16 protein-coding genes are annotated in these 22,148 nt (G+C 34.8%); 13 read left to right on the top strand and 3 right to left on the bottom strand.

Annotation, left to right across the window (positions count from 1 at the left end; translation table 11 throughout):
* Positions 1-2,424, top strand: coding sequence for a DNA topoisomerase IV subunit A (parC, locus tag MKY90_RS17885; RefSeq protein WP_098168401.1), 2,424 nt, complete (start codon positions 1-3; stop codon positions 2,422-2,424).
* Positions 2,425-2,848: 424 nt separating this feature from the next.
* A complete protein-coding gene (locus MKY90_RS17880; RefSeq protein WP_098168400.1) occupies positions 2,849-3,880 on the top strand; it encodes an oxidoreductase in 1,032 nt (343 codons plus the stop codon).
* A gap of 58 nt (positions 3,881-3,938) precedes the next feature.
* On the opposite strand, the gene MKY90_RS17875 is transcribed toward MKY90_RS17880, so the two are convergent.
* A complete protein-coding gene (locus MKY90_RS17875) occupies positions 3,939-4,382 on the bottom strand; it encodes a VOC family protein (RefSeq protein ID WP_002142698.1) in 444 nt (147 codons plus the stop codon).
* Between the two features lie 59 nt (positions 4,383-4,441).
* On the opposite strand from MKY90_RS17875, the gene MKY90_RS17870 reads away from it, so the two are divergent.
* Positions 4,442-5,410: a helix-turn-helix transcriptional regulator gene (locus tag MKY90_RS17870; protein ID WP_098168399.1), complete on the top strand. Its 969-nt coding sequence runs from the start codon at positions 4,442-4,444 to the stop codon at positions 5,408-5,410.
* A 94-nt stretch (positions 5,411-5,504) separates the two neighbouring features.
* Here the strand turns inward: MKY90_RS17870 and MKY90_RS17865 are convergent, their stop codons facing one another.
* Positions 5,505-6,098: a TetR/AcrR family transcriptional regulator gene (locus MKY90_RS17865; RefSeq protein WP_063219663.1), complete on the bottom strand. Its 594-nt coding sequence runs from the start codon at positions 6,096-6,098 to the stop codon at positions 5,505-5,507.
* 164 nt (positions 6,099-6,262) lie between these two features.
* Here MKY90_RS17865 and MKY90_RS17860 point away from each other — a divergent pair, with 164 nt between their 5' ends.
* From MKY90_RS17860 to MKY90_RS17835, 6 genes are all read left to right on the top strand, one after another.
* The gene (locus MKY90_RS17860) at positions 6,263-7,156 is read left to right on the top strand and encodes an ABC transporter ATP-binding protein (RefSeq protein ID WP_098168397.1); all 894 of its coding nucleotides are present in this window, start codon (positions 6,263-6,265) and stop codon (positions 7,154-7,156) included.
* Entirely contained in the window at positions 7,149-7,955 is an 807-nt protein-coding gene (locus MKY90_RS17855; protein ID WP_098168396.1) for an ABC transporter permease subunit, read from the top strand. The genes MKY90_RS17860 and MKY90_RS17855 overlap by 8 nt, the downstream gene beginning before the upstream one ends.
* Positions 7,956-8,311: 356 nt before the next feature.
* The gene (locus MKY90_RS17850) at positions 8,312-10,024 is read left to right on the top strand and encodes a peptide ABC transporter substrate-binding protein (RefSeq protein ID WP_098168395.1); all 1,713 of its coding nucleotides are present in this window, start codon (positions 8,312-8,314) and stop codon (positions 10,022-10,024) included.
* Positions 10,025-10,308: 284 nt separating this feature from the next.
* Entirely contained in the window at positions 10,309-12,024 is a 1,716-nt protein-coding gene (locus MKY90_RS17845; protein ID WP_133116707.1) for a peptide ABC transporter substrate-binding protein, read from the top strand.
* Positions 12,025-12,465: 441 nt separating this feature from the next.
* Positions 12,466-14,172 (top strand): peptide ABC transporter substrate-binding protein, encoded by a 1,707-nt coding sequence (locus MKY90_RS17840; RefSeq protein WP_016092063.1) that lies wholly within the window; start codon positions 12,466-12,468, stop codon positions 14,170-14,172.
* A gap of 118 nt (positions 14,173-14,290) precedes the next feature.
* The gene (locus MKY90_RS17835) at positions 14,291-15,010 is read left to right on the top strand and encodes a class I SAM-dependent methyltransferase (RefSeq protein WP_341092162.1); all 720 of its coding nucleotides are present in this window, start codon (positions 14,291-14,293) and stop codon (positions 15,008-15,010) included.
* A gap of 38 nt (positions 15,011-15,048) precedes the next feature.
* Here MKY90_RS17835 and MKY90_RS17830 read toward each other — a convergent pair whose 3' ends face one another.
* The gene (locus tag MKY90_RS17830) at positions 15,049-15,435 is read right to left on the bottom strand and encodes a hypothetical protein (protein ID WP_002128474.1); all 387 of its coding nucleotides are present in this window, start codon (positions 15,433-15,435) and stop codon (positions 15,049-15,051) included.
* 137 nt (positions 15,436-15,572) lie between these two features.
* On the opposite strand from MKY90_RS17830, the gene MKY90_RS17825 reads away from it, so the two are divergent.
* The 4 genes from MKY90_RS17825 (at position 15,573) to MKY90_RS17810 (ending at position 21,925) form a co-directional block, all read left to right on the top strand.
* Positions 15,573-15,908: a hypothetical protein gene (locus MKY90_RS17825; RefSeq protein WP_002190357.1), complete on the top strand. Its 336-nt coding sequence runs from the start codon at positions 15,573-15,575 to the stop codon at positions 15,906-15,908.
* A 276-nt stretch (positions 15,909-16,184) separates the two neighbouring features.
* Complete coding sequence (locus MKY90_RS17820; RefSeq protein ID WP_341092159.1) at positions 16,185-18,281, top strand: vWA domain-containing protein; 2,097 nt, start codon at positions 16,185-16,187, stop codon at positions 18,279-18,281.
* Positions 18,282-18,364: 83 nt separating this feature from the next.
* On the top strand, positions 18,365-21,727 hold the full coding sequence (locus MKY90_RS17815; protein WP_341092156.1) for a tubulin-like doman-containing protein: 3,363 nt from the start codon (positions 18,365-18,367) through the stop codon (positions 21,725-21,727).
* Positions 21,728-21,784: 57 nt separating this feature from the next.
* Entirely contained in the window at positions 21,785-21,925 is a 141-nt protein-coding gene (locus tag MKY90_RS17810; RefSeq protein ID WP_002066460.1) for a hypothetical protein, read from the top strand.
* The last annotated feature ends 223 nt before the right edge of the window (positions 21,926-22,148 follow it).

The following is a 22,148-nucleotide window of genomic DNA, read 5'->3' as shown; positions in this document are numbered from 1 at the left end:
ATGCAGGCAGAGAAGTTTCATGACCTCCCGCTTGAAGACGTGTTAGGTGACCGCTTTGCACGTTATAGTAAATATATTATTCAAGACCGCGCGCTTCCAGATGCGCGTGACGGTTTAAAACCGGTACAAAGACGTATTTTATATTCTATGTATGTAGAAGGAAACGTACATGATAAAGCGTTTCGTAAATCAGCTAAAACAGTAGGTAATGTTATCGGTAATTATCATCCACATGGTGATTCCTCTGTATATGAGGCGATGGTCCGTTTAAGTCAAACTTGGAAAGTACGTAATGTTTTAGTTGAAATGCACGGAAATAACGGTAGTGTTGATGGGGATCCAGCAGCGGCAATGCGTTATACGGAAGCACGTTTATCACCAATCGCATCTGAGTTATTACGTGATCTTGATAAAGAAACAGTAGAATTCGTGTCAAACTTTGATGATACGAGTGAAGAACCTATTGTATTACCGGCAATGTTCCCGAACTTATTAGTGAACGGATCTACAGGGATTTCCGCTGGTTATGCAACAGAAATTCCACCGCATCATCTTGGAGAAGTAATTGATGCTACAATTATGCGTATCGATCAACCGAATAGTTCTGTGGAGGACTTGTTAACAGTTATTAAAGGACCAGATTTCCCTACAGGTGGTATTATACAAGGGATAGATGGCATTAAAAAAGCGTATGAAACAGGTAAAGGTAAAATTATTATTCGCGGAAAAGCAGAGGTTGAAACGATTCGTGGCGGGAAGCAACAAATCGTTATTACAGAAATTCCGTACGAAGTAAATAAAGCGAATCTTGTTAAGAAAATGGATGAATTACGTATAGATAAAAAGCTAGATGGAATTGCTGAAGTACGTGATGAGACAGATCGTACAGGTCTTCGTATCGTTGTAGAATTAAAAAAAGAAGCGAATGCTGAAGGTATTTTAAATTATTTATATAAAAATACAGATTTACAAATTCCATACAACTTTAATATGGTAGCGATAAATAATCGTCGTCCGACACTTATGACATTACCTAAGATTTTGGATGCATATATTGGACATCAGAAAGAAGTTGTTACAAAACGCTCACAATATGAATTAAGAAAAGCAGAAAATCGTCAGCATATTGTAGAAGGTTTAAAGAAAGCATTATCAATTTTAGATGAAGTGATTGAAACAATCCGTGGGTCTAAAGATAAGCGTAATGCGAAAGATAATTTAAGTGCGAAATTTGGATTTACAGAGGCGCAGTCAGAAGCAATTGTTTCACTGCAATTATATCGTTTAACAAATACAGATATTACAGCGCTAGAGCAAGAAGCAGCGGAACTTAGTAAGAAAATTATAGAGTTACAGTCAATTTTACAAAGTGAAAAAAGACTTTTTCAAGTTATTAAAACAGATTTGAAGAGAGTAAAGAAAACATATAGTGATAATCGCCGTGCGATAATTGAAGAGGAAATTGAAGAAATTAAAATCGATGTGGAAGTTATGATTCCGCAAGAAGATGTCATCGTTACTGTAACGAAAGAAGGCTATGTGAAACGAACAGGTTGGCGTTCGCATAATGCATCGAACGGGAAATACTTCGGTATGAAAGAGGGTGACATCTTACTTGAGCGTTTCGATACAAACACGACAGAAACCGTTCTTTTATTTACGAACAAAGGAAATTATATTTATCTTCCTGTGTATGAAATGCCAGAAATTCGTTGGAAAGATTTAGGTCAACACGTTGCGAATCTTGTTTCACTCGAGCGAGATGAATCGTTAATTTGGGCAACAGTCGTACCGAATTTTGAAGAAGAAAAACGATTTATCGTATTTGTTACACGAAACGGTATGATTAAGAAAACAGAATTAAACCAATATAAAGTGCAGCGTTATTCACGGGCATTCGTTGCTGTAAACTTGAAAAAAGATGATGAAGTTGTTGATATATTTGCGACAGATGGGACAAGTGATATTGTTCTTGCAACACATGGTGCATATGCACTTGTATTCAATGAAGAAGAAGTAAGTCCAGTTGGTGTCAGAGCAGCTGGTGTGAAAGCAATTAATTTAAAAGAAGATGACTATGTTGCTTCTGGTAAACCGTTAAATGGTGAAAAAGATCAACTTATTCTCGTTACGCAGCGAGGTGCTGTGAAACGTATAAAGGCATCGGAAATTGAGAAATCAACGAGGGCGAAGCGAGGCCTTGTAATTTTTAAAGAGTTAAAACGTAATCCGTACCGCATTGTCGGTATTGAAATTGTTCGAGATGATGAATTAGTTTACATGAAGACAGAGAAACACATTGTAGAAGAAATTGATCCGAAAGCGTTTCGAAATAAAGACCGGTATAGTAATGGTAGTTTAGTACTAGATGTTAATGATACTGGTGAAGTAATTGAAACGTGGACAAAGAAAAGAACGGAATAAAGTGAAACTTTAATTAGTGGTTTTTTTTTCCATCCCTCACTGATTATTAGCCTTCACCAATCGGGCTTTTACGGGCAGTTGGTCTCCCGCCTAACTTCCCTCGCATTCGCCTTATTTTGAGGTGGGAGTCTTACGGCGCGTTAATGCGGGATAAAGGGAGCATCTTGCTATGAATGATAGCAAGATGCTTTTTTCTAAGCAAATCATTATGTATATAAAAATAATCTTGTTATAATGATGAAATGAAATCGTTCTCATAAAGTGAAACTTTAATCAGTGGGGATTTTCTTTATCCCCACTGATTATTAGTTGAACCAATCGGGCTTTTACGAGCAGTTGATTCCTCACCTAATTTCTTTGCTTTCGCTGAATTTTGAGTTAGGAATCTTACTGCCCGTTAAAGCGGGACAAATGGAGGGGCAACATGAAAAAAATAGGTGTAGGGATTGTAGGATTTGGATTTTCTAGTACAACATTTCACATCCCGTTATTACAAACGATAGAAGAATACGATATTCGTGCTATTTTATCATCAAAAGAAGAAGTAGTGAAACAAGCATTACCAAATGCTGAAGTTGTTGGTACAATTGATGAATTAGTAAATCGAGCTGATATTGACTTAGTGGTCATTACTTCGCCGAATACAACCCATTTTCCATATGTAAAAGAAGCAATTGTACACGGTAAGCATGTTGTTGTGGAAAAACCATTCGTTGTTTCAATTGAAGAAGGAGAAGAACTTATTTCATTAGCGAACCGACATAATGTCGTTTTAAGTGTGTATCATAATCGCCGTTTGGATAATGATTTCTTAACGATAAAGAAATTATTACAAGAAAAAAGAATAGGGAATGTATACGCATATGAAGCGCATTTCGATCGTTTCCGCCCACATGTACGCGATCGCTGGAGAGAAAAGAACTTACCAGGATCAGGTATATTATATGATTTAGGATCGCATTTAATTGACCAAGCATTATCATTATTTGGGAAACCAGATGCGATAAGCGCAGATGTAATAAAACAACGACCAGGTGCAGAAGTGGATGATTACTTCCATGTTGTACTTCACTATGGAGTGAAGCGCGTTATTTTACATAGTAGCAGTTACGTAAAGCAAGCTGGACCACATTTTACACTGCATGGAGATAAAGGTTCTATCGTGAAGTATGGTATGGATTCACAGGAAGAACAATTAAAGACTGGAATAAAGCCAGGGGATAATGGTTATGGATCAGACTCTGAAGAGAATTTTGCTACTTTAGAAACAGAAGAAAGCTTAGAGCGTATTCCAACAGAAGTCGGCTGCTATGACATGTATTATAAAGGCGTGCGAGATAGCATATTAAATGGTGAAAAACTACCTGTAACTGCTCAAGAAGGTTTAGACGTTATTAAATTGATTCAATTGGCGACTGAAAGTAGTGAAACGGGTAGAGTCATTGCGGTAAAATAAAAAAAGACACGAATTTCGTGTCTTTTTTTATTAGGAATATGCGAATATGACTCATTATTTAGTTTAGTCGTTTATCATACATTAACTGGATTTGTATGCCGTAAGGATCTTCAATAATACCATATGCTTCACTAAATATATTTTTTTCTAATGGAGAGATTATTTTCACATGCTTATCGGAAATTAAATTATTATAAAATCTTTGTATTTCTTCTAAATTAGCACTTTGAATGCAAAGTGACATGTTATTTCCAACGCTATAACGTTCAGTAGGGTTCATTGTATCTTCGGCTATCATTAGCTTTGTATTCCCAATTTGTAAAACAGAGTGGGCAATATGATCTTTATTTTCACTTGTAATTTCAAAAGAACTATCTCTTTTGGCCAGTTCTTCATACGTAACAATCATTAACTTCTTGGCCTCTAAATTACGTGTATAAAAATTAATTGCCTCCTTTGCTTGCCCATTCATTGAAAGAAAAATAGCTATTTCTAATGTCATAAATATATAACTCCTTTATTAGTTAATAATTATAATATAGACTAAAAAGGTTTCAATACATGACACCTTTTATGGAGGGAAATATGAAAAAAACTGAACGAATAAATGATATGCTTATTTTCTTAAATAATAAAAGATATTTTAATTTAAAAGATTTAATGGTTAGATATGATATTTCTAAAAGTACCGCGTTGCGAGATATTCAATCATTAGAAGAAATAGGTGTACCAATATATTCTGAACTAGGTAGAAATGGGAGTTATAAAATTATAGAAAATAGTGTGTTATCACCAATATATTTTAGTGTGGATGAAATGTATGCGTTATACTTTTCGGTGCTTACATTAAATGGATACAAAACAAAGCCATTTAATATAGAAAGTATTGCGCTTGAAAATAAATTTAAACATGTATTACCTGATAATGTGAGTAAAAATATTTCAATCATGGAACGAACGCTTTCCTTTGAAGTAACAAATCATAGTAACTTTAGTCCGTTCTTAAAAGAACTTTTACAGGGGATTTTTGCTGAGCGAGTTTATCATTTAACATATTTAAAAAAAGATGAGGAGAAAGTATTGGTCGCCCAATTTATTCGAATAGAATCTAAATTTGGCCAGTGGTATGCTAAAATCTTTAATTTTGAGACAAATCATGTTCAAATAATTAGATGTGATAAAATTCTTTCTATTGTGGAAACAAGCAATACTAATTCAAAAAATCTTGAAGAATTGTTAAGTTATCTTACTAATTTTCATAGAAGGCCTGATGCAACTGATTTTATTGTCGTTGTTAATCAAAAAGGAAAAGACATTTTTGATAAAGAGAATTATCCCTCCATGAAGATACAAAAAGAAAACGAAAATTACATTATAACAGGCTATTTTAATAAACAAGAAGTTGATTTTATCTCGAACTATTTTCTGAATTTCGGTGAAACGATTATCTCAATTCAGCCTGTCATGCTAAAAGAGTTAATTTATAATAAGGTATTATCTATAAAGCAGCATTTAACTTCGTTAAGATAAAGTTAGTATTAATCATTTTATTGACATGAAAAAGCCCTTGAGATTTAAATATCCAAAGGGTTTTTTTATGATTTTGTTTGTTCTTTAGAAAAAATTATTTTTCTGGAACAGAAAGTCCGTAAAAGAACATCGTAACTATATCTTGTATATGTTTTTCTCGATCTCCTTCAAGAAGCTGTGCCCCGAAATCATCACCTAATTTAGTGAACATTTGAATGTAAAGTAACATCATTTCTTTTGAAAGGTGTGGATTAATTTCATTTTTGCGCTGTGATTGTTCTAATATTTCTAAATACCAAGGCAAGATTTTTTCGTTTTGATAACTATAAATAAATTCTCGGAGCGCTTCGTCTCTTTGCATCATTTGTAGTAACATATCAGGCTGAAATAACCCCCCCGTATTCATTTTTCTTACAATCATTTTTTGCATCATATCATGAAACGGTAATTTTGCTTCCGCAAGCTCTTTATAATATTGAAATTCAGATATTATAAATTCTTGTATAAGCTCCCTAAATAACGCATCTTTACTTCCGAAATGATTATAAATTGTAACTTGAGAAACGTTTGCTTTTTTTGCAATATGTTCTATTTTTACTTCATTAAATCCGCGTTCTGAAAATAATGTAAAGGCCGCATCTTTAATGGCACGTTTTTTCTTTTCTTTCACTTTTTCAAAGCCGTTCAATATAATCACCTCATTTAAAATATACAAGAAAAAATAATTGAAAACAATATTTTTGAAATATGGACATATAAATATTTCAAAAAGTTGTTGCGAATATGAAAGATGAGGAGTACAATAATTTTGAAATATCACATGTTAAATATTTCAAAAAATGAGGTGGGTTTATGATTTCAGTTCAAAATGTTACAAAACAGTTTTCAAATGGAAAAGGCTTGTTTGATATTACATTTGAAGTGAAAGAAGGAGAAGTTTTTGGCTACTTAGGACCAAATGGTGCTGGGAAATCAACAACGATTCGTAATTTAATGGGATTTATAAAACCGACGGCTGGTAAAGCGACAATTTTCGGATTAGATTGTTGGGAAGATGCTGCGAAAATTCAAAGAGAAGTTGGCTATTTACCAGGAGAAATTTCTTTTATTGAAGGAATGAATGGATTAGAATTTTTAAATTTGATGCAAGGAATGCGTGGGTTAAAAAATATAAAAAGACGAGATGAATTGATAGAACGTTTGCAGTTCGATGTGAAAACACCAATTCGAAAAATGTCTAAAGGAATGAAACAAAAAGTAGGTATAGTTGCGGCATTTATGCATGATCCAGAAGTGTTAATTTTAGATGAACCGACATCAGGACTCGATCCACTTATGCAGCAAATATTTATAGATTTAATATTAGAAGAAAAGCAAAGAGGGAAAACGATTCTTATGTCATCGCATATTTTCACTGAAATTGAGAGAACTTGTGACAGAGTAGCGATTATTAAAGATGGTTGCCTTGTAACAGTTGAAAATATTCATGATTTACAAGAAATGAGACGACAGGTGATAGATGTAACAGTATCAGCGCAAGAAGAAATTGAGTCACTTACACAATCAAATTTACAATTCGAGGCTGTGAAAGGGAAAACAGCATCAATTATTGTGCAAGGAAACTATCAAACTGTTTTACAAATACTTTCAAAATATAATGTAACTGCACTTCAAACAAGAGCAATGGATTTAGAACATTTATTTATGCATTATTACGATAAGAAAGAAGGGATAAAGCATGAATAAACAATTATTTTTAGCTAGTTTGAAAGAAACACAAAAAAGTATTTTGAGTTATGCGACTGGTGCAGCTCTTTATTTATGGCTATTAATTTGGATATTCCCATCGATGGTATCAGCGAAAGGGTTAAATGAATTAATAAGTGCCATGCCTGATAGTGTAAAAAAAATCGTTGGAATGGAAAGCCCAATTCAAAATGTAATGGATTTTTTAGCTGGTGAATATTATAGCCTGTTGTTCATTATCATTTTAACAATTTTTTGCGTCACGGTTGCAACGCATTTAATTGCTCGTCATGTAGATAAAGGGGCGATGGCATATTTATTAGCAACACCTGTATCCAGGGTGCAAATTGCAATTACACAAGCTACTGTTCTCATATTGGGGCTACTAATAATTGTAATTGTTACTTATGTAGCTGGTATATTAGGTGCAGATTGGTTTTTAAAAGATAATAACTTAAATAAAGAATTATTTTTGAAAATAAATGTAGTTGGAGGGCTTATATTTTTAGTAGTTAGTGCCTATTCATTTTTCTTTTCTTGTATATGTAATGATGAAAGAAAGGCACTTAGCTACTCAGCCAGTTTAACAATCTTATTTTTCGTATTAGATATGGTAGGGAAATTAAGTGATAAGTTAGAGTGGATGAGAAATATATCTTTATTTACATTGTTTCGTCCGAAAGAAATTGCTGAAGGAACATATAATATATGGCCAGTAAGTATAGGCTTAACTGCTGGAGCGCTTTGTATCTTCATAGTAGCAATTGTAGTGTTTAGGAAGAGGGATTTACCGTTGTAAATTAGAAAGTCCACTGAGAAAGTGGGCTTTTTTCGTTTTTGTAGGAAAGAGATTTCTAAAATATACATTATTTATTAACGACAATCTACAGTCTATTTATTGGAAAGTATCATTAACACTATTAAATTAGTGTATATGTAACGATAATAAATGATGTAAAAAAACTATATGGAATTTTTATGAATATTACTGTAAAAAAATAATTTTTTAATAATTTTCAATAATAACACTTTACAAATTTAAAAAAATTAGTAGAATAAGAAGTAGTAAGAATCGTCTGATAAATATATAAAGAAAAACGGAATTATCAGAAAATTCTTAAATAGCTATCGTTTAGAATTAGGGAGGGTACAAAAATGAAAAAGAAAAAAATGAAAAAACTAACAGCAGTTGTAGTACCGGTTTTAGCAATGAGCATGGCACTAACAGCATGTTCTACATCAGGTGGAGATAAAAAGACAAGCACAAATTCTAGCACTAGTGGAGATAGTAAATCAGGAGAAAAACTAGCAGCGAAACAAGTATTAAATCGAACAGAGACAAATGAAATTCCAACGATGGATACTTCGAAAAATACGGATACACTTGGTTCACAAATTTTAGGAAATACAATGGAAGGTTTATATCGCCTAGATAAAGATAATAAGCCAACCCCAGCTGCCGCGGAATCTAGTACGAAAAGCGAGGATGGCAAAAAATATACATTTAAATTACGTAAAGATGCAAAATGGTCAAATGGTGATCCTGTAACAGCGAAAGACTTCGTATTTGGATGGCAACGTTTATTAGATCCAAAAACAGCTGCTGAGTATGCATTTATCGCATTCCCAATTAAAAATGCAGAAGCGGTGAATAAAGGTGAAAAACCTGTAACGGAACTAGGAGTAAAGGCAGTAGATGATACTACTCTTGAAGTTGAATTAGAACAAGCAGTACCATACTTCTTAAACTTAGTAGCATTCCCATCGTACTATCCATTAAATGAGAAGTTCGTGAAGGAAAAAGGAGATAAATACGGTTTAGAGTCTGATACAACAGTTTATAACGGACCATTCGTTCTTACTGATTGGAAACATGAACAAGGCTGGAAACTAAAGAAAAATGATCAATATTGGGATAAAAAGACTGTAAAATTAGATGAAATTAATTACAGTGTAGTAAAAGAAGTAGCTACAAAGGTAAACCTATATGATACAGGTGCAATTGATTCTGCACTTTTATCAGGAGAATTTGTTGATAAGTATAGAAATAATAAAGATGAGTTTGGGACTTATTCACAAGTAAGCACTTACTTTATTCGTATGAACCAAAAACGTGGTGGACAAGATACACCATTAAAGAGTCAAAAATTACGTGAAGCAATTGCCTACTCTATTGATAAGAAAAATTTAGCAAATGTTATTTTAAATGATGGATCTAAACCAGCAGACTTCTTAGTGCCGAAAGGATTAGCAACTGGACCAGATGGTAAGGACTTCCAAGAAACGTTTAAAAACGGTATCAAACCAGATGCGAAAAAAGCAGCCGCTGCATGGGAAGAAGCGAAAAAAGAACTTGGAAAAGATCAAGTTACAATTGAGCTATTAAACTATGATACTGGTAATGCGAAAAAAGTTGGAGAATATGTTAAAGATCAAATCGAGAAGAATTTAAAAGGTGTAACAGTTAATATTAAACTTCAGCCGTTCAAGCAAAAACTGAAATTAGAAACAGAGCAAGATTATGATATTTCATATGGCGGTTGGAATCCAGATTATGCGGATCCAATGACATTCTTAGATATGTTTGAGTCTAAGCATTCTCATAACCAAATGAGCTTCTCTGATCAGAAGTATGATGAAATGATTAAAAAAGCTGGTGGAGAATTAATGGGTGATGCGAAGAAACGTTGGGAAGAGCTAGGACAAGCTGAGAAATTACTTCTTGAGAAAGATGTAGCAATTGTGCCTTTATACCAACGTGGTGATGCATACGTTCAAAAATCGAATGTAAAAGACGTTGTTCACCATAACATCAGTCCAGAGTATAGCTTTAAATGGGCTTATGTAACCGAGAAAGACGGGAAATAATAGAATTTAAAAAAGGCATTGCAAAAGTGGCTAATCTACTTTTGGAATGCTTTTTTTAGTGTAATTAAATAGAGAAGAATAAGGGGTATAGTATGTAAATACAGTAGATGAGGGATAAATCATACTAAATTACGGAGAAAAAATCTGAATATTTAAAATAAAACTATTTACAAACACAGAAAATAGAGTAGAATAATATTAGTTATAATTTTCTGAAAAGTAAACCCTTAGCAAGGGGTCTCTCAAGGGTTGGTATTGTACATATAATTGGGGAGGGTATAAAAATGAAGAGAAAAAAGATGAAAAAGTTAACAGCAGTTGTAGTACCAGTTTTAGCGATGAGCGTTGCATTGACAGCGTGCTCTGGGTCAGGTGGAGAGAAGAAAACGACTACTACATCTAATAGTGGGGAAGAAAAAAAATCTGATATTAAATATGCAGCGAAGCAAGTATTGAATCGTACGGAAAATCAAGAAATTCCGACGATGGACACTTCTAAATCTACTGATACGTTAGGGGCACAAATTTTAGGGAACACGATGGAAGGATTATATCGTCTTGATAAAGATAATAAGCCTATTCCAGCTGCTGCAGAATCAAGTACGAAAAGCGAAGATGGTAAAAAATATACGTTTAAACTGCGTAAAGATGCGAAATGGTCCAATGGAGACCCTGTAACAGCGAAAGATTTCGTATACGGATGGCAGCGCTTACTTGATAAAAATACAGCTGCAGAATATGCGTTTATTGCCTACTATATTAAAAATGCAGAGGCAATTAATAAAGGTGAAAAACCTGCAGCGGAATTAGGTGTAAAAGCGGTAGATGATTATACACTTGAAGTAGAATTAGAAAAACCAGTACCATATTTCTTAAACTTATTAGCATTCCCATCATACTATCCATTAAATGAAAAGTTTGTAAAAGAAAAAGGAGATAAGTTTGGTTTAGAAGCAGATACAACGGTGTATAACGGACCATTCGTTATGTCTTCATGGAAACATGAACAAGGATGGCAGCTGAAGAAAAATGATAAATATTGGGATAATAAGACTGTGAAATTAGAAGAAATTAATTACAGCGTTGTAAAAGAAGTGGCTACAAAAGTAAATTTATATGATACAGGATCAATTGATTTCACACTACTATCAGGAGAGTTTGTAGATAAATATAAATCGAATAAAGATGAGTACGGTGAGTATGCAGAATCAAGTACATTCTTCTTACGTTTAAATCAAAAGCGTAACGGACAGGATACACCGTTAAAGAGCAAAAAACTGCGTGAAGCAATTGCGTTATCAGTTGATAAAAAGGGCTTAGCAAACGTTATTTTAAATAATGGATCAAAAGCAACAGATCAATTGGTTCCAAAAGGGCTTGCGACAGGACCTGACGGTAAAGATTACCAAGATACGTTTAAAAATGGTCTGAAACAAGATACGAAAAAAGCAGCAGCTGCATGGGAAGAAGCGAAAAAGGAACTTGGAAAAGATCAAGTTACAATTGAATTACTAAGCTATGATGATGGAACTGCGAAAAAGATTGCTGATTATGTTAAAGATCAAATTGAGAAAAATTTAAAAGGTGTAACGATTAATACGAAAATTCAGCCGTTCAAACAAAAATTAAAATTAGAGTCAGCGCAAGATTATGAAATCTCTTATGCAGGCTGGAGCCCAGATTATGCGGATCCAATGACATTTATTGATATGTTTGAATCGAAGAGCCCATATAACCAAATGAGTTATTCGAATCCGAAATACGATGAAATGGTGCAAAAAGCAGGTAATGAATTATTATCTGATCCGAAGAAGCGTTGGGAAGCGTTAGGAAAAGCAGAAAAATTATTCCTTGAAGAAGATGCAGGATTAGTTCCTTTATATCAAACAGGAAGATCATATGTAATGAAACCGAATGTAAAAGGCGTCGTTAAACATAACATCAGTCCAGAATATAGCTTTAAGTGGGCGTATGTAACTGAGGATGGCGGGAAAAAATAATATAGAGGCATTTTAAAAGTGGCTAAGCTGCTTTTGAAATGCTTTTTTGTATGAATAGGAGAACAAGGCACATGGAAATTTTGAGAAATGTTGAGGGTGCTTTTAAAATTCTACTGTAGGAAATTAGAAAAGAGTTCAACAATTGGATAGATAAATGATAGCAGAGAGTTCATATTGATGAGAAAAATATAGAACTTAGTAATAGAGAAGAATAAGAGGAGGTATGTTTACATATAGTAGATGGGGGATAATTCATATAGTAGTAATAGTAAAATAACAAGTTACTATCATAAAAAAATAAACTTTTAGAATATTCTTAAAAATGCTTTACAAAACTGAAAAAAATAGTAGAATATTAATTAATAAGAATTTTCTGATAAATAAAGTTGGTAGAAATCTCTAAAAGTTAGTAGCGTACATATAATTGGGGAGGGTACAAGAATGAAGAAAAAGATGAAAAAGTTCACGGCGGTTGTAGCGCCAGTATTAGCGATGAGTATGGCGTTAACAGCATGTTCTGGGTCTTCCGGTGGGGAAAAGAAAACGACTACGACGTCTAATAATGGTGGGGAAGAGAAGAAATCCGATATTAAATATGCGGCAAAGCAAGTGTTAAATCGTACAGAAACGAATGAAATTCCGACGATGGATACTTCAAAAAATACAGATACACTTGGCTCGCAAATTTTGGGGAATACAATGGAAGGTTTATATCGCCTTGATAAAGATAATAAGCCAATCCCAGCTGTAGCAGAATCTAGTACAAAAAGCGAGGATGGTAAAAAATATACATTCAAATTACGTAAAGATGCAAAATGGTCAAACGGTGATCCTGTAACTGCGAAAGATTTCGTATTTGCATGGCAACGTCTAGTAGATCCACAAACAGCTGCTGAGTATGCATTTATTGCTTACTATCTTAAAAATGCAGAAGCAATTAATCAAGGGAAAGCAGAAGTTTCTACGTTAGGCGTAAAAGCAGTTGATGATTATACGCTTGAAGTTGAATTAGACAGACCGGTACCATATTTCTTGAACTTAATGGCATTTGCATCATACTATCCGTTAAATGAAAAGTTTGTAAAAGAAAAAGGGAAGAAATACGGTTTAGAGTCCGATACAACAGTTTATAACGGTCCATTTGTGCTTACTGATTGGAAACATGAGCAAGGTTGGAAGTTGAAGAAAAATGATCAGTATTGGGATAAAAAGACAGTGAAATTAGAAGAAATTAATTATAGTGTAGTAAAAGAAGCAGCTACTAGGGTGAATTTATATGATACAGGTGCAATTGATTTTGCACTTTTATCTGGAGAATTCGTTGATAAGTATAGAAATAAAAAAGATGAGTTTGGAGCATATTCGGAAACAAGTACGTTTTACTTACGTCTAAATCAAAAACGTGGTGGGCAAGATACACCGTTAAAGAGCAAAAAATTACGTGAAGCAATTGCATTATCGGTTGATAAGAAGGGTTTAACTAATGTAATTTTAAATGATGGTTCAAAACCAGTTGATTACTTAGTAGCAAAAGGTTTAGCAAGTGGACCAGACGGTAAAGATTTCGCAGAAACATTCAAGAATGGTTTAAAACAAGATTCCAAAAAGGCAGCAGCAGCTTGGGAAGAAGCGAAAAAAGAACTTGGAAAAGATCAAGTGACAATTGAATTATTAAATTATGATACTGGTAATGCGAAAAAAGTTGGGGAGTACGTGAAAGATCAAATTGAAAAGAATCTAAAAGGTGTAACAGTAAATATTAAACTTCAACCATTTAAGCAAAAACTAAAATTAGAATCAGATCAAGATTATGATTTCTCATATGGCGGCTGGAATCCAGATTATGCGGATCCGATGACGTACCTTGATATGTTTGAAACAAAGAATTCTCAGAACCAAATGAGCTACTCAAATTCAAAATATGATGACATTATTGATAAAAGTAAGACAGAATGGATGGCTGATGCAAAAAAACGTTGGGCAGAGTTAGGGAAGGCAGAGAAATTGTTACTTGAAGAAGATGTAGCGCTTGTACCTTTATATCAAAGTGCTAAAGCATATGTTATGCAACCAAATGTAAAGGGAATTGTGAAACATAATATTAGTCCGGAATATAGTTTCAAATGGGCGTATGTAGAAGAGAAATAATAAAAGAAAAAAGCATTTTCAAGTTGCGGTATTATAGCACTTGAAAATGCTTATTTTTCTGTGCACTATTTTTTTATGGATGAATATATGTATTATAGAAAACTCAAAGGAGAATCTCATGAAACGAAACACATACATCGATTTTCTAGCTTATTACGGAATAGGGAGTGCTCATCCTGGTGGTTTTACGTTAACGAAGCAATTGCTATCTCAATTGCCACTTAGACACGGAGCAAATGTTCTTGAGATAGGTTGCGGCACTGGGAAAACAGCGGCGTATATGACAAAAGAATTGGGTTATAAAGTGACAGCGGTTGAAAAGAATGAAATTATGATTCAAAAAGCGAAAGATAGATGGTTGTTTGATGGTTTAAATATACAATTGATTCAAGGCGATGTAGAAGGGTTACCGTGTTTAAATGATTCTTTTGAGCTTGTACTTGGAGAATCTATACTCGCTTTTACAAATAAAGAAAAGGTTATTTCGGAATGTTATCGTGTATTACAAAAGGATGGAAAGCTTGTTGTCATTGAAATGATTACCGAAAAACATATTGAGAAGAAAGAGGAGGAAAAGATTGGACAGTTATACGGTATGAAAGAATTATTAACTGAGGATGAGTGGATTCATTTATTTCAAGCAGCAAATTTTAAAAGAATTACAATTGCGGGTGGCGGAACTATTGCAGAAACAGTTGCAGGACATGTGGAAGAACCAGAGTGGAATGTATCACCGTTTATTCCGGAAGAATTGTATGAGGCGTGGGTGCAACACGAACAAGTACTGCTTATGTATCAACATATTTTAGGGCATCGGATTTTTATATGTGAAAAATAGAAAAAGAGTTGGCTAAAGATAGTCAACTCTTTACTATGTTAGATGAAAAATAATGCAGCCAAAGTAATTCCAAAAATAAAGCCAAATCCGAGTTCAAGGCCCCAGCCACCGCCGCCACAACCACCGCAACCACGACCGCCGCATCCACAGCCACTAAATCCACCATCGAATCCACCACCGCATCCAAATCCACAGTTATCACATCTGCTAATACCACCGCAAATATCACATCCGCCGTTTGAATATGCGTTATAGTACCCGAATCCTGTATCAAAAGATGAGCGCTGTTGCATTGGTTCAATCCAAACAGAATCGTTTGTTACATCTATTATTTTGCCTAAGTGAATGCGACCATCCCGATCTTCAATTCGAACAACTTTACCGAAATAACGTTGGCATGTATCATAACATCTTTTTCTATGCATGTTCTTTCCTCCTTCCGTATTACCGTAATACGATATGTAAGCAGGACAAGTGCGGCTTGTACGAATGACCTATCTATCATAATTGTTATACGAAAGGGGAAATATACGAACAGGATACATAACGAGGAGGAAGAGAAATGAAATCTACAGACCAATTTCAGACGTACGAAATTCCTTGGGAGGAATTAATAGAAGCACTGCGAGGTGAAATGAAGAAACAAGTAGGGGCGGATATTATTGATACGGTCGTATGTAATTTGAAAGATGGTTTTGAAGTGTATACATATGTGCAGGGTGATTTGGATTTCGAGTATACAGAAGCTCTTGAACGAAAATATGGAAGTGACGGGAAAATCCCTAATTTGTTAACAGTTATGCTGGTAGCTAGCATTTATAATACGGGTGAAGAGAATATACGTTTACATGCAGATCAAAAGGAAAATCCGATTGTTGAAGTATATGTGAAGAAGTAAAGAGTGCGCTAATTATAGCGTGCTCTTTATTTCTTGTATTGAAAAGAAAATCAAACTTTAATGGTGGAATTTATAGCGGGAAAAGTATGAAATCTATGTGTTATTTCAGATATATATAATAAGGAAAAAATTCGAAATAAAATATGGGAGTAGTTCATTTTTGTTTACATAATGTAATTGCTGTGAACTGTTGTCCTAAAATACAAGTCATATATCTTGTTTCCTCTCATAAATTTAAACATAGGAATTTGTCTACAAAGGTGGCGAAGCCTCATCATGAAAATTCGAATTTGTGCCACGTTCATGCTGTTTCTATTTATATGTTTACCTTTTTCAGTTTTTGCAAAAGGAGAGGAGGCAAAGGAAAGGGTCGTTTCACTTGTATATGATGATTCGGGCAGCATGAGAAATAACGATCGCTGGAAGTATGCCAATTACGCCTTGCAAAGTTTAGTTGCGCTATTAGATGAGAAAGATAAATTTTCTTACGTTCCAATGAGTAAGCCGGATGCTCCATTAAACATTTCATTAACAAAGGATCAAAGGCAAGCAGAAATTGAGGGGATTGGGGCGTGGAAAACATATTTAAATACTCCATTTAGCGCAGTAGAAACGGCGATGCAATCTATAAAAAAGGAAGCAGATATAGATGGGAAACGTGAATTTTGGCTTATTGTATTAACTGACGGGGCATTTAATGATTTGGAGAAAGATAAGATTGGCGGAAAAGAACAAATTACACAGAAGTTAGCACAGTTTAAGAAAGAGATGGATTCTAAAAAGATCTCTTTACACCCAGTCTTAATCACGATGGAAGAGGATTTAGGGCAGCAAGAGAAGCTGCAGTTAAATACGTTTAAAGAGATTTGGAAAAAAGAAATGAATGGAGTTGTCATGCCGTCTAGCGGTGAGAATGGTATTGTACAAAGTGTGAATCAAGTGGCAGCATTAGTTGCAAATCGTGATCCATTTTCTTCTGTTGAGTCGATTGTCAAAACGAAAATAGTAGGGAAAAAAGTAGAGATTACAACACCGTTTCCATTAAAGCGTATGACGCTTGTACGACAATCACCTTCTTTGTTTAATTATAAAGTTATGCAACTTTCCAAACCGTTACAATTGCAGTCTTCTTTTTCTATACATGCACCAGGAGAAGCTAAATTATTCGGAAATATAGTGCATGTAAGTACAGCGAATCAGGAAGTGATTAAGCCAGGGACATATACGATAGAAGTGGATCAGGACATTGAGAAAGAGGGATTACAAGTACTTGTTGAACCAGCGCTTAATTATACTGTTTCTACGTACGACAAAGATGATAAAGATAGAAAAAATGTTGAGAAAATGTATGAAGGTGTGACAGCTGTTATTGAAGCGAAACCTACTGAATTACCAATTCAAACTTCTTATTTCGAAGCAGAAGTAGAAATAGACGGAAAGCAGTATCCGATGAAGTGGGATGATAAAAGCCATGTGTTTTATTACGAGACACAGGTTGGTAAAGAGTTAGTACGCGGGAAAGTCCATATGAATATAAAGGGATTTTATAGACAGACGAAAGAATTCAAGATTGAACCAGCTGAAAAACCAAAATTAACACTTCAAGCTGTTACGAAAGATTATGAAGAAAAGGTAACAAATTTAGAACATAGTAAACCATTTATTTTACAGCCCCAGTTAAATGGTAAACCGATGACAGAAGAGGCTGTAAAGAAACTATTAAAATCTACTGGTGTCACATCGAATCAATCGATCAACTATGAATTAAAACAGCATGGTAGTCAAGTTTATGTTTATCCTCGACCTTATTACTCCGACACATTCAATTTTACAGATACCGGCACCGTAGAGGCTACCATCACGATCAATGATTCAAAATTACAAGAAGTAAAGGAAAAGATCGTACTGCACATTGAAAATGCGCCGTTTTTTGAGAAGTATGCGCTCGTTTTTAAATTTGTAATTCCTATTACTTTATTACTTTTAATAGTAGGAATTATTATTTTAGGATGGATTGTTCGTCCGAGATTTCATCGGAAAGCATTACTATATTACGAATGGGATCAAGAAGTAGCGAAAGATTGGCTTTATCAATCTGAACCAGAGTTACTTAAAAATAAATGGTGGAAGCACTATTTTGGCATTCCATTTCGAGCAGAAAGAAAGGCGGTGCAATCTGTAACATTAATAGCGAAAAAAGGATCGAAATCTATATTTGTAGCGAAAGAATCGCAAGTGGTTGGGATGATTATTGATGGGATGTTTATAACAGAGGAAGAGGTAGGAATGGAGCATAAGACGTTGTATCCAAATGAACTTTTAGTAATTGATAGAGGATATGGTAAGGAGATTTACCGGTACGAATGTGAATAGTAGATAGGGTGTAAGAGGGGCGGAGGAGGCCCGGCTCTCTTTATTCTTCTTTTCAAACAAGCAAGAATAGGAAGGTGGTTCACATGACATTACAAGTTCCAACAATTTTAATTGGCTTAGGTGGAATCGGTAGTACTGTCACACATCAAATATATGAAAGATTACCTGAGGAGCGTCGTAAAAAGGTAGCGATGCATGTATTTGATACAGATGTGAATACATTGAGTAAATTTGATCATATTCGGAAGTTTAAGACGCAAACGAGCTCGAGTAAAACACCGAGAGAGTATATTGCGGGAGATCCAACGATTCCAGAGTGGTTTCCGATGGATCCGACTATACTTGATAAACCGTTAACAGAAGGGGCTGGACAGTTACGCGTCATTTCACGGTTAGCGTTACGTGCTGCGATGAAAGAAGATAAACTCACATCGTTTTGGCAAGAAATCGAGAAGATTTTTCCAGTTACAAGTGATCAGACCGAATATGGTGTACGTGTCATTATTGTAACATCACTAGCCGGCGGAACAGGCTCAGGGATGTTTTTACAAATCGCATTATATTTGCGTGAGATGCTCCGGAAGAAATTGCAGCATCATAACATTTTAATTCGCGGTGCGTTTTTAATGCCAGATGTTTTAGTTAAGACGAGAACGGTTAGTGCGAAAGAGTTTGAAACTGTGCAAGCGAATGGTTATGCATCGTTAAAAGAGTTGCACGCTATTACGCTTGGATCGACTGGTGAATTATCAAAACGAGGCGGCGTAACGATTGAATTAGAATATCGTCCTGATCAAGTGGATGAGGACGGAAGAACAAACCATACGATAAAGCAGCATCATTTACCGTACAATTATTGTTTCTTATATGATTATGAAAATTTACATGGGCACCATTTGCACAATTTATCAGATTATATGGAGCAAATGGCAAATACGATTTATTTACAGTTATTTAGTCCAATGTCTGCAAATCATTTTGCACAAGAAGATAATCAAATTCAGCAATTGGCAGAATCGAGTGGGAAAGGGAGATATTGCGGAGCAGGAACGGCAAAACTTATTTATCCGTATGAGCACGTTTTGAAATACTGTGCTTTAAAATGGGCGGTGCAAGGTTTAGATGAATCTTGGCTTCATTTAGATCAACTGTTTCAAGAAAAAAAGCAAAGATACGACCAAGATGTCAAACGTGGTATGCAGCGTGAAAAGCCAGAGCGCGGGAAAAGTTATTTAGAAGACTTAGAGCATCTTGCTACTCGGCCAGAACAAGCTCATATTTTTTATAGACAAATGTACCATGAAACACGTGAAGGGGCAGAGGGTGGTAAGCTCGGTGTTGCAAAATCAAAATTGTTTTTAGATGCTGTAGAGAGTTACGTACACCGTACAGTGCAAAAAGATGAGGAATTAAACCGCCTGCAGCATGAGTGCAAAATATCGGCTGCGAAGCTTAAAATGATGGAACAAATGAAGGGGGAAGTAGCGAGAGTTGATCATGCGGTTCGTTTATATGCTTATGCCATTCCGAGCCGTGTACATGAGCATGTTACTACCCTTTTATATGACATGATTGAATCAGACCGCTTTACACCGAGTGGCTCAGAAGGACAGTCTTACCAATTAAATACATGGTTTTTAAAGAAAACGGATCCAGTTCATCCAGTTGCAGCACGTTTTATGCTGTATGAAATTCGTAAGCAGTTAGTAGAGAAGATGAATCGACTACATGAAAATAATGAACAAAAGCGTAATTTAATTCAAAACTACGATAAGAAATTTAATGTGAGTAATATTGATGGAACTGTAACGGCTGTTCGCCGCGTTGAAATTGCGCAGCAACAAGGCTGGTTTGGAAAAATGATTAATAATCAGCAGCGTTTGTTTAAAAAAGAATTTGAAGATATTGTAACGCAGTACGTACACAAATTAAGTGAGTATCGTAAAGAAATGTTGTTAGAACTCGTGTATCAATCGCTATACCAAGCAGTTGATAAAATGATTCAATATTGGGAAAGATTCTTTGATAATTTATACGAAACACGTGAAAATTTATTGTTTGAAATCCAAAAGCGAAGCAAGGAATTTGAGGGGAAAACGAACCCGACGAATGTATACGTATTAGCTGAAGAGAAATTGCAAGAAAAGATTTGGCAAGATATGCAGCAACATTTAAATTTAGGTGTATTACCGAAAGATATATCGTCCGAAATTTATATGAGCTTGTACGGGGAATATTGTCGTGATGCGAAAGCCGAAGAAATTCAGTCGAAAAAGGTGGAAGACTTCTATCGTGAACATATATTGAGTTATTGTTATGACGAACTTCAAGTGCGCTATCGTGACAAATTAGAGCTTAATATCGTTGAAGCATTGCGAAAAGAAGCAGATTTCAAGAAGCGTGATCGTGATGAATACGTTCGTGAAAAAATTGAAGATCTTTTCCATTTAGCAAGTCCGTTCATTCCGAAAGTTTCTCATCATAGAGAATTACAATATTGGGGCGTACATCCATCTTTAAAACAAGAATTGCAAGAAGAGTTATTGCAAGAAATGTTTAAAGAAAAAGATACGGTAAACGAGGCGTTTTCACCATTTGAAGTGATTTGTTATCGTGCTCATTACGGATTATCGCTACAAGATTTTCCTAAGCTTTCATCTGGACATATTGCGAATGGTTTTATGAACGATAAAGGTGATTATTTTCAATCGTATTATCGCCGCGTGAACAAATTAAATAGTAAAAAATCTAGTTTGACGCCGCATTTAGATAAATATTGGCACTTACCAGCCTTTATGCCAGACTTGAATGCAACGCAAACGAAGTTAGATTACGACAAATGTAATCGTGCTCTTCTATACGCGTATATGTATCGCTGGATTAGCTTAGTTGCTGTTGATGGACAATTCGTGTATCAATATAATGGTGTCGGCCGTAGCTTTTTAATTCAGTCGATGGGGAAAAATATTTCAAGTGAAAGTTATAAGTTGCACAGAGCATTGCTTCATAATCCGTTTATTTATGAAAACATCTTGTCACGATTTGAAGAAGAACAAGAAAAGGCAATGATACAAGGTGGACATTTATATACACATGCATTTGTATTAGGCGCTCAAGATATAAGATGGCTCCGTAAAGAGCATGTTCATAATATTTTAGATATGATTTTAATGTATGACCGTGAGGCAAAATATGACCCGACGTTAGAAGAAACATCTGACGATTTGTTAAGGTTATTCCTTGATGAAATTGAGCTGTATTTCCAAAACTATTACGGAACAGGTGCAGATATGGTTGCAAAGAAAGAGAAAGAGATGTTTATGAAACAATTGTGGGATCGTTCGTATGCGAAAGGGTATGTGGATCCAAATAGTGCGCCTTATAAAAAATGGCAAAATATATTACATGTTCCCGATGAAGAAGAAGTGCCAAAAACGAATGTATAATGAGTGAAAAGGGAATCCTTAAGAATGACAATACAACTTTAGAAATGAGGGATTCCGATGCCATTTTTAGGAAGTGTATATCAAATATTTGGATTATATCCAGAAATTTATTATGGAATGATTTCAGCAGAGCTGCAAGAAGAAGCTCGAAAGGAACATATCGATAATAGTAGTACAGAAATTGAAGCGGAAGAATAAAGCGCAGATGAACATCTGCGCTTTTTTTATTGTCTTAAGTGAAAATACTGTTTGTAATTTGCAGGAAAGTTAATTGCTCTAATAAGATGAATAGTTATTTCTATATAACAAATCGACTGATTTTATCATGTTTGCATACGGGGATTACATTGAGTTAAATGTATAAAAATGAATTTTGGAATAATGGAAATTGTATTAAAATGGGAATCGGCAGTGTTCGTGA

Source organism: Bacillus sp. FSL P2-0099, from assembly GCF_038007445.1.
GTDB classification, from domain to species: domain Bacteria; phylum Bacillota; class Bacilli; order Bacillales; family Bacillaceae_G; genus Bacillus_A; species Bacillus_A mycoides.
The sequence above is the reverse complement of the archived record's forward strand: the minus strand, read 5'-3'. Positions and strand labels throughout refer to the sequence as shown.